This window comes from Chryseobacterium sp. AG844 (assembly GCF_003182335.1).
Taxonomy (GTDB): domain Bacteria; phylum Bacteroidota; class Bacteroidia; order Flavobacteriales; family Weeksellaceae; genus Chryseobacterium; species Chryseobacterium cupriresistens.
This window is the reverse complement of sequence record NZ_QGTV01000001.1, coordinates 36,054-48,991: the sequence shown is the minus strand read 5'-3', so window position 1 is coordinate 48,991 and position 12,938 is coordinate 36,054. Positions and strand designations below refer to the sequence as shown.

The following is a 12,938-nucleotide window of genomic DNA, read 5'->3' as shown; positions in this document are numbered from 1 at the left end:
TAAGAGTGTCTGAGAGTTTTGGGGTTTAAAAATATTTTGATTATTTCTCCGTACAGAAATCCCGAAACCCACACCCCGAAACTCGCACCCCGTTCCCGCATCAAACATCCTCAGCCATCACCAATACACTTACTTTATTATCTCCGGCATTTAAAATCTCCCACGCCACTGATGAAACCGTATTTCCTGTTGTGAAAACATCATCAATCAAAAGAATATGTTTTCCGGTAACAGGCTTGGTTGTGGAGAATGTATTGACAGTTTCCAGCCTGTGCTTCTTGTCTTTTAAGGCCTGTGCTTTAGAATAATAATTTCGTTTGATTAAATTATGATCAAAAGGAATGTTATAAAATGAAGATAAAGTTTCGGTAAACAAATGAAGCTGGTTATATCCCCGTTTCTTTAGTTTCTTTGGATGAAGCGGTACACTTACTAAAAGGTCAGGAAAATTATCTTTGAAATCAAGTCGTTCTGCTGTCCAATCGGCTAAGATTTTTCCTGTTTTTTCCCTGCTTCTATATTTCAGATCGTGAATAATCTGACGGCTTAAACCTTCTTTTTCAAACTGTATTAAAGCGAATGCGTTTTCAACCGGAAAAAATAAACTGCATTTTTCCTTAATCGGATTATTTTCAAAATAATTGTAATGGGTAAAGTGAATCTGGCTGAAACAAAGATCACAAACCAAAAGTTCAGGATCGATGATTCTGTTGCAGTGAATGCAGCGGTTAGGAAATAATATGTCTAATATCATAGTGTGTTTTTACTAAGATATGAAAATAATTGTCAATTTTTGCTTCGCAATGTCAATAGTGAATTATTATTGTTAGCGAATTTTATGAGCTAATTATTTCATGTAGCAAAAGGAATTTTTTCGTTGTTGAGTGGAACGCCATAGCGCCTGAAAAAGCTATTAAATAGTATAGAAAACTTTGTAAATTCTGCGTTTATAAAAATTAGTTACCCGTAAATTTCAGCAACAAATCGATTATTCACAAACCCGAATCCCGCATCCCGAACCTCACATAAAAAATTCATATTGACAATTCACGATTCACTTTTTAAATATCATCAAACGTCTTCCTGATCTTCTCTACAGCATTCTTCATACTCATATTAAAATGCTCCTTTTCCAGTCTTACCGGTGGAGCCTGTCTCACTTCACAGTCAGGGATACTGCAGGATTCGCATGTAACCCCTACATTAATGGTTTTTAAAGATGGAGACTTGATAAAACCTATCTTTTTAATCGTTTGGGAATTCAGTAAAATGCCCAGGCAATAACTTCTGTTACTTCCATCTGAGAATGGATTTTTTTGTGAAGTAGAAATTACCAGATAACTTATTCCCTGATCTTTATAATGAGAAACCTGAGCATCCGTCAGGGTTTCATTTTCTTTTAAATCACCAAGGTTTTTTACCGCAATCCATCTTCTGCAGTAATGCTCGTTCATTGCATTGGCATGAGGAGCCTGCTGGTGATTAAGATGAAGCTCCTTTAAAATCTGGATTTTATCCGAATTTTTCTTTTTTACCAGACATAAATAAAAAAGATCTTTGATTCCCATTTCAGCCGAGAGAATGTTGGTCAGCCGGTAATAAAATGTTTCAGGCGAATGGGTGAAACTGCTGATAAGACTCTCAAAATTTTTAGGTTCCCATGTATTTTGCTGGAAAAATTCTGAGGTCTTTTCAATGACAGGTCCCTTTGAAATGAGCAATGCTCCTGCGAAATAAGAGGCGTAAAAGTTATTCAGAATTTCTTCAAAGCTTCCGAAATCAAGCCACGAATAGGTATTGGGCCGGTTTTTTAATTCCAGTACATTGAAGCCGATTTCTTTAGCCAGAATGAATGTTTTCTGATCCTTTTCCAGTTTTTGATTCAGCAGCAATAGTTTTTTTTCAGGAATGAAAAGAGAGCGGAGGTTATCCAGAGTTCCATATTTTTCAAAATCTTCAGACTGAATGGTGTAACTGAATTTTTCTGCAAGAATTGCCTCCAGGATGTCAGACTTTAAATCTTTTCCGGGTTGTAACTGATTTTCCCGGGTAAACAGATCAACCTTTTCTTCAATTTCCGGAAAATAGTTATCATATAATTCCTGAAATGACCTTAAGACGGCAAAATAAAATCTTTCCTTTCCAAGATTATAATTCTGAGAAATTTCGATCAGGGCATTAATAAAAGCCGTTACTTTTTTCGGAGCATCGCTGATAATGCTGATGAGGTTGTTTTTATTAATTCCGAATAACTCCAGCGGAACTTCTTTAAAGAAATCAGACTGCAGGATTTCATTGAAAGGGGAAAGGCTTTTATCAAGTTTGGTAGAAACCAGATCGTCAAAAGTACAGCTTAGTGCTTCAGAAAGCTGAATGATTTTATCGTGCTTGGGATATTTTTTTCCGTTTTCAATTTCGTTGAGGTAAGATTTTGATAATCCTGTCTTTACAGCAAGATCCTGCAGAGACCAGTTTTTCTTTTGTCTCTGCTGCTTCAGTTTTAGCCCGAAAACTGTTTTGATAAAGTCGCTTTCTGAATTCATTACTCAAATATAAATAATTAGATGCGATTATTCGCATAATAATTTTTAAATAAATTTAGCGAACGTTCGCTATTTGTGAAAATTTTTATTTATGTTTGTAATATCAAATCACAAAATCAATAAGTTATGGAAACAAAGACTCAATTAGAAATAAAGTCACAGAAGCAGTTTGAGGAAATATTTACTCCCGATTTGACAGATTTTCTGATTTCGCTTCATCAGCACTTTAATCATAAAAGACTTGAACTTTTAGAAGAAAGAAAAATTACTCAGCAAAATTTTGATAAAGGAAATCTTCCTGAGTTCTTGAAAGAAACAGCAGACATCCGGAATGGAAATTGGGTATGTGCTCCGCTTTCTGACGATATGCTGGATAGAAGAGTAGAAATTACCGGTCCTGTTGACCGCAAAATGATTATCAATGCCTTGAATTCCGGTGCCTCTACATTTATGGCCGACTTTGAAGACAGCAGCTCGCCAGTGTGGGAAAACTGTATTCAGGGACAGATCAATCTTTCTGATGCCATTAACCGGACTATTGATTTTGTCAATGAAAAAGGAAAGGCATACACCCTTAATGAAAAAACGGCTGTTTTACAGGTTCGTCCACGCGGCCTGCACCTTCCTGAAAAACATATTGAAATCAATGGAGAAAAAGCTTCCGGATCACTGACTGATTTTGGAATATATTTCTTCAGAAATGCAAAACAGCTTTTGGAAAACGGTAGCGGTCCTTATTTCTATCTTCCAAAACTGGAACATTATAAGGAAGCACGCTGGTGGAATGAAGTTTTTGTTTTTGCGCAAAACTATCTTGGAATTCCGGAGGGAACCATTAAAGCGACTGTTTTAATAGAAACAATTACCGCTTCATTTCAGATTGATGAAATTTTATTTGAATTAAAAGAACATAGTGCCGGACTGAATTGCGGAAGATGGGATTATATTTTCTCTTACATTAAAAAATTCAGAAATCTTCCCGAATTTATTGTTCCGGACAGAGATCAGGTAACTATGACGTCTCCCTTTATGAGTGCTTATTCAAAAAGGGTGATTGAAATCTGCCATAAAAGAAATGTACATGCAATAGGCGGAATGGCCGCTCAAATTCCGGTAAAAGACGATGACGAAGCCAATACTATTGCTTTTGAAAAAGTAAGAAATGATAAAGAAAGGGAAGTGAAAAATGGCCACGACGGAACGTGGGTTGCACATCCGGCATTGGTATCTGTAGCAAAACAAGTTTTTGACCAGTATATGCCTTCCCAAAATCAGATCGATAAAAAATTTGAATACCATATAACAGAAAGCCAGCTGCTGGAAATTCCCAAAGGAGAAATCACAGAAAAAGGAGTCCGTAAAAATATCAATGTTGGAATTCTTTACCTTGAAAGCTGGCTGATGGGAACCGGTGCTGCTGCTATTTATAATCTGATGGAAGATGCCGCTACTGCTGAGATTTCAAGAACACAAATCTGGCAATGGCTGAAAAATGAAGCGGTTCTGAGTGATGACAGAACGTTAACCCGAAGCATGGTACTGCAGTGGGAAAAAGAAGAAATGGATCATATTGAAAAATATGTAGGTGAAACCCGATTCAAAAACGGAAAATTCAACCTCGCCAAAGAACTTTTCAATGAATTGATTTTCTGTGAAAATTTTGAAGAATTTCTGACCCTTAAAGCTTATCCTTTTATCTAGTTAGTAGTGAGAGAGTAGAAGTGTCCGAAAGTTTGAGAATCATATCTCGTACCTCCGAACCTCGTAACCCGAACCCCAAAATCTAATCAAACAAAATCCAAATATTATGAAAACAAGACAAGAACAAATCCAGGCTATTGAGCAAGATTGGCTGACAAACCCACGCTGGAAAGGCATTAAGAGACCTTATACAGCTGAAGAAGTTTTAAAACTTCGCGGTTCTTATACCATAGATTATACTATTGCTACAGAAATGTCCAAAAAATTCTGGGATAAATTAAATACCCAGGATTATGTGGCGGGACTGGGTGCATTGACAGGTAATCAGGCGGTGCAGGAAGTAGATGCCGGCCTGGAAGCAATTTATCTTTCTGGATGGCAGGTGGCTGCAGATGCTAACCTGTCAGGGGAGATGTATCCGGATCAGTCATTGTATCCGGCCAATTCAGTGCCTTCTGTGGTAAAGAAAATTAATAATGCCTTACTGAGAGCAGATCAGGTGCAGTCTGTAAGCGGAACAGGAAATAAAGAATATCTTGTGCCTATTATTGCTGATGCAGAAGCAGGTTTTGGAGGTAATCTGAATGCTTTTGAACTGATGAAACAAATGATTGAAGCCGGAGCAGCTGCCGTACATTTTGAAGATCAGCTTTCTTCCGCTAAAAAATGCGGCCACTTGGGCGGGAAAGTATTGGTACCTACTCAGGAAGCGGTCAATAAGTTGATAGCAGCGCGTCTGGCTGCCGATGTATTGGGCGTTCCAAGCCTTATCATTGCAAGAACGGATGCGGATGCAGCAGATTTACTGACTTCTGATATTGATGACAGGGATAAGAAATTCGTAACCGGAGAAAGAACTTCTGAAGGTTTTTACGTGGTAAGAAACGGAGTTGCGCAGGGAATCGACAGAGGACTGTCTTATGCACCATATGCTGATCTGATCTGGATGGAAACTTCTAATCCTGATCTGGAGCAAGCCAGAAGATTTGCAGATGGAATTCATGCAAAATTCCCTGGAAAAATGCTTGCTTATAACTGTTCACCTTCATTCAACTGGGCTGCAAAACTGAGTGTGGAAGAAATGTCTACTTTCAGAGAAGAGCTGGCTAAAATGGGGTACAAATTCCAGTTTATTACCCTTGCAGGATTCCATGCATTGAATACAGCCATGTTTGAGCTGGCACTGGCTTATAAAGAAAGAGGAATGGCAGGATATTCTGAACTTCAGGAGCGCGAATTTGCATTACAGCAGAAAGGATTCAGAGCGGTGAAGCATCAGTCTTTTGTAGGAACAGGATATTTTGATGAAGTACAGAATATTGTCACCAACGGTTCCTCAGCTACTGTAGCGATGCAAGATTCTACAGAAACAGCACAGTTCCATTAGTCATTTTTCCATATTTTTTGATGTTAAACCTTCTCTTTGAGAAGGTTTTTCTTTGTCTGAAGTTGTTTAAACCTGTTTTTTACATCATTTAATTTCAAATTAATAATTACATGATAAGTAATTGAAATTTGAGTTATATTTGGGAGCGAAAAAAAATATTATTACAAATGAATTTAATTAAGACAATTTTTATTGCGTTAGGATTAACACTTACTGCAAATATTGTAAATGCTCAACAGAAGATTGGAAGTGTAAATACAGAGGACATTTTTGCAAGTTTATCTGAAGTAAAAACTATAGGAACTACTATTGATAACCTGACTAAGACCAGGCAGACTGAAATTGAGAAGCTTATCGGTGATTATCAGACTAAATTGAAAGCGGCACAGGATAAAGAAAAAACGTTAAGCGAGGCGAATAAAGAAGCTGTGACTAAAGAACTGATTGCAGCACAAACAGAACTACAGGCTTTAGGTAAGAAGATAGAGGAAACCAGAACACAGGCTGCTAAAGATATTTCTGCCAAACAAAACGAATTGTTTAGTCCTTTACAGAAGAAAGTAAAAGATGCTATTTATGCTGTAGCAAAAGAAAGAAACCTGAATTTTGTATTTGATGTAGCATCACAGGAATCTAATAACCTTCTTTACACAGACGGAAGCGAAGATATCACTGCTACTGTGAAAACCAAGTTAGGGGCTACGGCAACAACTGCCAAGCCAGCTGGAAAATCTAAATAAGAATTTTTAATATACTGCATATTGTAACGGAATCAGATTGATGATTCCGTTTTTTTATGGACAAAAGTGAGTGGCTGGATGAAGAAAGTTTTATTTTAAAATGATAAATTTGAGTAAACTTTCAGGAGAATGAATTTGATGTACGAAAAACAGATCAAAGTAACAGAAGAGCATATTGATCAGAACAACCATGTGAATAATGTACAATATGTACACTGGGTGGAAGAAGTGGCAGCAGAGCACTGGAATCTTCTGAAACAGCAAACAGAATATGTAAACGACGCCTGGATGCTTCTGGATCATCATATCCGATATAAAAAACAGGTTTATCTGGGTGATATCATTACGGTAAGAACTTATCCAATGGCTCCGGAAGGTGCTAAACAGCCAAGAAAAGTAGAATTTTACTGTAATGATAAGCTGGTGGTAGACTCAGGAACACTTTGGATTTTATTTGATCCTGAAACTAAAAAGATCAAGCGCCTGGAAAGTGACTGGCTGGAGAGATTTTTTTAATATAAAACTAAACCAAAACTAAATATACATGAAGCTTTTATATTCACTGACATTGTTGTTGTTAAGCATGGCGGGCTATAGCCAGGAAAATCCTTACTTGTTGACAGATGATATTAAAAAAAAGGTGGCAGACTCCACCCAAAGTCAATCCTGGAGAAGCCAGATGGCTGCAACATTTTACTCGATAAGCGGACAATATAAATCTGCATTGGAAAGTTGGGATATGACTTTTGGAAGAGTGAAAAAGCTGAGCACTGCAGATAGTTTGAAGTTTACGAAATTAGTCCCTGTCAACGCAAAAGATTATATCTTAGAAAGATCCGTTAGTGAACAGATTATCATCATTAATGAAGCCCATCACAATGCCAGTCACCGAACTTTCGCATCTTCCTTACTTCAGGGATTATATGACAAAGGTTACAGATATTTGGGACTTGAAACATTAGCGGGAGACTCTGTAAACACCACAAAATTTGCTGCTCTTAACAGTGGATATTATTCCAAAGAACCGGAATTCGGAAACTTTATTTACAATGCCTTGAAAATTGGGTTCAAGCTTTTCCCATATGAAGCAGAAGGAAATAACAAAGAAAGAGAAATTGCAGAAGCAAAAAATATCTTCGATTTTATGCAGAAAAATAAAGAAGGCAAATATCTGATCTATTGTGGCTATCAGCATGCTTATGAAGGGGTTCATAAATCCTGGGAGAAAACAATGGCGGGACGACTTTCCGACCTGACGGGGATCAATCCGTTTACGATTGACCAGACTCAGTTTTCAGAAAAAAGTAACCTGAAGTATAATGAACCGCTTTTAAGATTGATAAATAATACCATCCCTGTTGTTTTGAAAGGTGAAAATAAGGGAATATACAATGGAGAAGACAAAGAGTTATATACTGATATTAAAATCATTCATCCGGTTACAAAATACATCAACGGAAGGCCACATTGGATGTTGAGTAAAAACAGGAAGTTTTACAAAATTCCTTCTTCTAAAATTTCAAATTATCCGGCCCTGGTTTTAGCTTACAGAAAAGGTGAATTTGAAAAGGAAGGTGTTCCTGCGGATATCATTGAACTCAATACTTCCCAAGACAGTCGTTTTTTAATCCTGGACAAAGGAAATTATGATATTGTTGTAAAAGATAAAGCGTATACCATTATTAACAAGTTTGAAAAAACGATAAGATAATGTCTGAAATATCTGGGTAGAAGAACGAGGTAATGAAAAATAAGTTAAGAAAAATAACTGTCAATACTATAGAATACTTGTATTTGGTTTCTGATCAATATCACTCTGAAACTAAAACTAATACTTTGACTGTAAAAGTATTTTTAAACGGACAAAAGCAAACCCCTCTAATCATCAGATTTATGACTGTCGAGGATTATATAATGGGACAGCCTTTAAAATCAGGTGTGAAACTGATGAATAAAATCACAGGTTCAGAAGATGAGATAAATCTCAATAGACCACAATACATCAAACAGTTTATTGTATTGGGATTAATGAAAGGATGGTCCGGTTTCAATTCAATGGAAATACAAAACGGACTTGATTATTTGAGAGAATTAGGCTTTCAAACCGGTCAATTAAAACCAGAATATAACGAATAATTTTTCCTTTAATGTAATAGAATAAAACGACTGTTGTTTTTACTAAGGAAACATCAAACAAACATCTTCATGAAACTTTCTATTTTAACAATATTATTTTCAGGTTTTTTCTAAAAAGAATATTTTAAAATCGCTGTAATAGAAACAGTCTTTTCTCTATTAAGCTGTTTTATCCTATCTTTGTATTATGATACGTATTACAAAAATTTTTACATTCGAAACGGCTCACGTGCTTTACAACTACGATGGGAAGTGTAAAAATATGCATGGGCACTCCTATAAGCTGTTTGTAACAGTGAAAGGAAAACCGATTAATGATATTGAAAATCCTAAAAATGGAATGGTGGTAGATTTCGGAGATATCAAAAGTATCGTAAAATCTGAGATCGTAGATGTTTGGGACCATGCGGTTCTTGTCAATGCGCTGTCTCCACATAAAGAACTGGGAGATGACCTTGAACAGAAAGGACATAAAGTAATCTATTGCAGCTTCCAGCCAACCTGTGAAAACATGTTGTACGCCATTGCTGCTAAAATCAAATCAAGACTTCCCGAAGGAATTTCTTTAGCTTATCTTAAACTTCACGAGACAGAAAACTCGTATGGAGAATGGTTTGCAGAAGATAATCAATAATTTTTCACAAAACTCAGAAGGTGTTAAAAACAACAATTAATTTAGAACCTGGAAAAAAAGTGTATTTCGCTTCGGATCAGCATTTTGGTGCCCCTACACCAAAGGAAAGTAAGGTGCGGGAAGAGAGATTTATACGCTGGATGGATGAGATCAAGGAAGATGCGCAGGTTTTGTTTTTAATGGGTGATCTTTTTGACTTCTGGCACGAATGGAAGCATGTCATTCCCAAAGGATATGTCAGGGTGCTCGGGAAAATTGCAGAATTGAAAGACAGAGGAATTCATATTTATTTCTTTGTCGGAAATCATGATCTTTGGATGAAAGATTATCTGGAAGAAGAAATCGGGTGTACCGTATTCTATCAGAAACAATATTTTGAAATGGGAGGGAAGCAGTTTCTGCTGGCCCATGGAGATGGTTTGGGACCTGGAGACAAAGGATATAAAAGAATGAAAAAATTATTCACAAATCCTGTGGCACAATGGTTCTTCAAATGGCTTCATCCCGATATTGCGATGAAAGTGGCATTGTATCTTTCCCAAAAAAATAAAATGATCTCAGGAGAAGAGGACAAGGCTTTTCTGGGAGAAGATAAAGAGTTTCTCATCATTTATTCCAAAGAAAAGCTGAAAACCCAGAAGATTGATTATTTTATCTATGGACACAGGCATCTGCCTATGGTACTGGATCTGGAACAGAATGCAAAATATATCAACCTTGGAGACTGGATTTCCTATTTCACTTACGGGGTTTTTGAAAAAGATTTTGAACTGAAAACTTTTGAAAAATAAAGCAAAAAAAATTACCCCTAAAAGAGGTAACTTTCGAACGGGTGGAAAACCCACTCTTGTTTTTAATCCATATTCCGGATAAGTCATTGCAATAAGTCTACCAAAATAGGTTTTATGCATTAAAAAATTATTAAAAAAATATTCTATCTCTATAATTGCCCTGCAGCCGGGGATTAAGAAACTCAAAAAATTATGGAACTGAAAAATATATTCAACATACAGACTGAACAGGATTTCCTGAATGCCTCATTGAAAACATTTCGTTATCAATATGACAATGTTGAAATATACAGGAAATTTGTTGATTTTCTGAAGGTTAGTCCAGATGAGGTAGATAGCCTGGTGAAAATTCCGTTTCTTCCTATTGAAATGTTTAAAAATCATCAGATTCTGGATAAAAATGTGGATACGGACCTTTTCTTTCAAAGTTCAGGAACCACCCAGATGAACCTTTCCAAACATTTCATCGCAGATCCGGAACTTTATGAGGAGAGTATTTATAAAAGCTTTGAACAGTTCATCGGAAAACCGGAAGACTTTATTTTTCTGGGGCTGCTTCCAAGTTATCTTGAGAGACAGAATTCATCACTGATCTATATGGTAGATTATCTGATGAAAAAATCTGCCAAGCCGGAAAACGGATATTTCCTTTATAATCATGCTGAACTCTTTGAACTATTGAACACATTGCAGGATAAAAAAGTGATTCTTTTCGGAGTTTCTTTTGCCCTTCTTGATTTTCTGGATTACTGTCATTCTGAGCAAAGTGAAGAATCCCCGAATTTTCCTGAAAATTTAATAGTGATTGAAACCGGCGGTATGAAGGGGCGAAAGGAAGAAATGACCAAGGATGAATTGCTTAAAATATTGCAGGAAGGCCTTAAAACGGAGAAAATCTATTCAGAATATTCTATGACAGAGTTGCTTTCACAGGCTTACTCCCTTGGAAATAATGAATATGAGTGTCCCAACTGGATGAGAATTATGGTCCGCAATGCAGAAGATCCTTTAGCGTACGAAAAAGAAGGCCGCACAGGAGCTATTAATATTATTGACCTTGCCAATACCCATTCCTGCTCATTTATTGCCACACAGGATTTAGGAAAAATAATCGGTGATAAATTTCAGGTGTTAGGAAGAATAGACCATTCAGATATCAGAGGATGTAGTTTACTGGTTAGCTAAACGTTGAGCATAAGGGCAATTGTAAATCATTCAATTCGCTCCATTTGTTAATTTTTGTATCATAAAATAATTTGCAACTTTTGCTGAGTGAAACGCCTTTTCGAGCCTTTAAACATTTAACTATTAAAAACTTTGCGGGCATTGCGTTTTATTAAAATATTTTTACCATCATAAAAAATGATCAAAATAGAAGAACTCATACACGCCTACATCCATTCCCATTGCGATTTTGAAAAAGAAATCGTACTGACGAATTATTTTCAGGCAGATTGGGAAGCGGACATATTAATCATAGATTCGGAGGGTGGAAGTCATGAAATTGAAATTAAACTTTCAAAAAGTGATTTTAAAAATGATTTCAAAAAATCATACCTGAATAAAGACACCGGAGAAAAATTTCTGAAACACGATAAAATTTCCTGTGGGGATTATATGTGTAATTCTTTCAGTTTTTTGCTCCCGATGGGAATGGTAGATGCTGCTTTAATTCCGGAACATTGCGGAATCATTGAATTCTATCACAATGCGGATACCTGGGATACCGAATTTTATCTGATTCGCCAGCCTAAGAAACTGCATGAAGATTCCTACTGGAAACTGAATGACAAGGATTTTTTTATCAGGAAGATGGCTTTGAATCTTCTCCAGCGTAAAATGGAGATCAAAGGAAAGCACGAGGAACTGATTTTTAAAAATCCCTTTGAAATCAAAAAACTGAAATAAAATTAAGGAGGTTTCTTATTCTGACGCAAAGACTTATTTTCTATATTTAAAGTTTAAGAAAGCAAAGAAGGAATCAATTTCATTGATTTTTATTAAGCGATCGTAAAACCTATCACTTCATCAACGACGTAGTCGTAACCACTTTGCTTCCTTAAATAAAAATTCATCTTTATAAAAACTTTGCGTTTACAAAGAATTTCAAAACAATTATTCAAAATCAGAAAATAAAAAAATCCTGCCGCCTGACAGGATTTTATCATTGAATAGTATTTTAAATTAATCTGCAATTTCAGCAGTATCTCTCTGAAGTAAGAACTTGTAGATTAAACCTCCTACAACTCCTCCCAAAATAGGGGCAACCCAGAACAGCCAAAGCTGTGACATGGCAATTCCTCCCATAAACACTGCCTGAGAAAGTGATCTCGCGGGATTTACAGAAGTATTTGTAATCGGGATTGAGATCAGGTGGATCAACGTAAGAGCAAGACCGATGGCAAGACCGGCAAACTTACCGTTAGCCCACTTATCCGTGGCTCCCATGATTACAATAAGGAAAAAAGCAGTTAATAAGAACTCAGCAAGAAATGCAGCTCCCATACTGAAAGCTTTTCCGTTATAAACGGCTTCACCGTAGAAGTTGGTGGCGAAATCTCCGGGTTTTGAGAATTCTACCGCTCCGGCTCCGTTAAGAATCGTATACAGGCATCCTGCTGCTACAATTGCACCCAGACACTGTGCCACAATGTACGGGATAAGGTCTTTTGCAGAAAATCTTCCTCCTGCTAAAAGTCCAAAAGAAACTGCCGGATTAAAATGCCCTCCTGAGATATGGCCTACAGCGTAAGCCATGGTAAGAACAGTAAGACCGAAGGCTAAAGCAACTCCTAAAAGTCCGATGCCAATATCTGGAACACCGGCTGCGAAAACAGCGCTTCCACATCCTCCGAAAACAAGCCAAAATGTGCCGAAAAATTCAGCGAAAAGTTTTTTTATCATGTTGTTTATTGTTTAAAGTATCTCAAATGTAAAATTTAAATCTTAAAGTAAAAAGATAAATCTGAAAAATATTTCAAAAAAGAGAGAACAAAAATTACAAAA

Annotated in this window: 13 protein-coding genes; 10 read left to right on the top strand and 3 right to left on the bottom strand. The window is 36.5% G+C overall.

The genetic code is table 11. The features are described from left to right. Positions 1-100: 100 nt before the first annotated feature. Positions 101-754 carry a ComF family protein gene (locus tag DEU40_RS00240; protein WP_110008004.1) on the bottom strand — a complete coding sequence of 218 codons (654 nt, stop codon included), beginning with the start codon at positions 752-754 and terminating at the stop codon, positions 101-103. A gap of 307 nt (positions 755-1,061) precedes the next feature. Next, the gene (locus DEU40_RS00235; protein WP_110008003.1) at positions 1,062-2,543 is read right to left on the bottom strand and encodes a helix-turn-helix domain-containing protein; all 1,482 of its coding nucleotides are present in this window, start codon (positions 2,541-2,543) and stop codon (positions 1,062-1,064) included. Between the two features lie 126 nt (positions 2,544-2,669). On the opposite strand from DEU40_RS00235, the gene aceB reads away from it, so the two are divergent. The 10 genes from aceB to DEU40_RS00185 all read left to right on the top strand — a co-directional run bounded on the left by aceB (position 2,670) and on the right by DEU40_RS00185 (position 11,840). Beyond that, positions 2,670-4,244 (top strand): malate synthase A, encoded by a 1,575-nt coding sequence (gene aceB / locus DEU40_RS00230; protein ID WP_110008002.1) that lies wholly within the window; start codon positions 2,670-2,672, stop codon positions 4,242-4,244. A 106-nt stretch (positions 4,245-4,350) separates the two neighbouring features. After that, a complete protein-coding gene (gene aceA, locus DEU40_RS00225; protein WP_110008001.1) occupies positions 4,351-5,631 on the top strand; it encodes an isocitrate lyase in 1,281 nt (426 codons plus the stop codon). 167 nt (positions 5,632-5,798) lie between these two features. Then, positions 5,799-6,371 (top strand): OmpH family outer membrane protein, encoded by a 573-nt coding sequence (locus DEU40_RS00220; protein WP_110008000.1) that lies wholly within the window; start codon positions 5,799-5,801, stop codon positions 6,369-6,371. A gap of 129 nt (positions 6,372-6,500) precedes the next feature. Further along, entirely contained in the window at positions 6,501-6,887 is a 387-nt protein-coding gene (locus DEU40_RS00215; protein WP_110007999.1) for an acyl-CoA thioesterase, read from the top strand. Positions 6,888-6,915: 28 nt separating this feature from the next. Continuing rightward, positions 6,916-8,082, top strand: coding sequence for a hypothetical protein (locus tag DEU40_RS00210; protein ID WP_146207819.1), 1,167 nt, complete (start codon positions 6,916-6,918; stop codon positions 8,080-8,082). A gap of 32 nt (positions 8,083-8,114) precedes the next feature. Continuing rightward, positions 8,115-8,507, top strand: coding sequence for a hypothetical protein (locus tag DEU40_RS00205; RefSeq protein ID WP_110007997.1), 393 nt, complete (start codon positions 8,115-8,117; stop codon positions 8,505-8,507). A gap of 187 nt (positions 8,508-8,694) precedes the next feature. Further along, the gene (locus tag DEU40_RS00200; protein ID WP_047097353.1) at positions 8,695-9,141 is read left to right on the top strand and encodes a 6-pyruvoyl trahydropterin synthase family protein; all 447 of its coding nucleotides are present in this window, start codon (positions 8,695-8,697) and stop codon (positions 9,139-9,141) included. Between the two features lie 20 nt (positions 9,142-9,161). After that, positions 9,162-9,932: a UDP-2,3-diacylglucosamine diphosphatase gene (locus DEU40_RS00195; RefSeq protein ID WP_110007996.1), complete on the top strand. Its 771-nt coding sequence runs from the start codon at positions 9,162-9,164 to the stop codon at positions 9,930-9,932. Positions 9,933-10,124: 192 nt separating this feature from the next. Next, on the top strand, positions 10,125-11,117 hold the full coding sequence (locus DEU40_RS00190) for an acyl transferase (RefSeq protein ID WP_110007995.1): 993 nt from the start codon (positions 10,125-10,127) through the stop codon (positions 11,115-11,117). A gap of 177 nt (positions 11,118-11,294) precedes the next feature. Beyond that, positions 11,295-11,840 carry a hypothetical protein gene (locus DEU40_RS00185; RefSeq protein WP_110007994.1) on the top strand — a complete coding sequence of 182 codons (546 nt, stop codon included), beginning with the start codon at positions 11,295-11,297 and terminating at the stop codon, positions 11,838-11,840. Between the two features lie 276 nt (positions 11,841-12,116). Here the strand turns inward: DEU40_RS00185 and aqpZ are convergent, their stop codons facing one another. Then, a complete protein-coding gene (aqpZ, locus tag DEU40_RS00180) occupies positions 12,117-12,833 on the bottom strand; it encodes an aquaporin Z (protein ID WP_110008304.1) in 717 nt (238 codons plus the stop codon). Positions 12,834-12,938 lie beyond the last annotated feature (105 nt).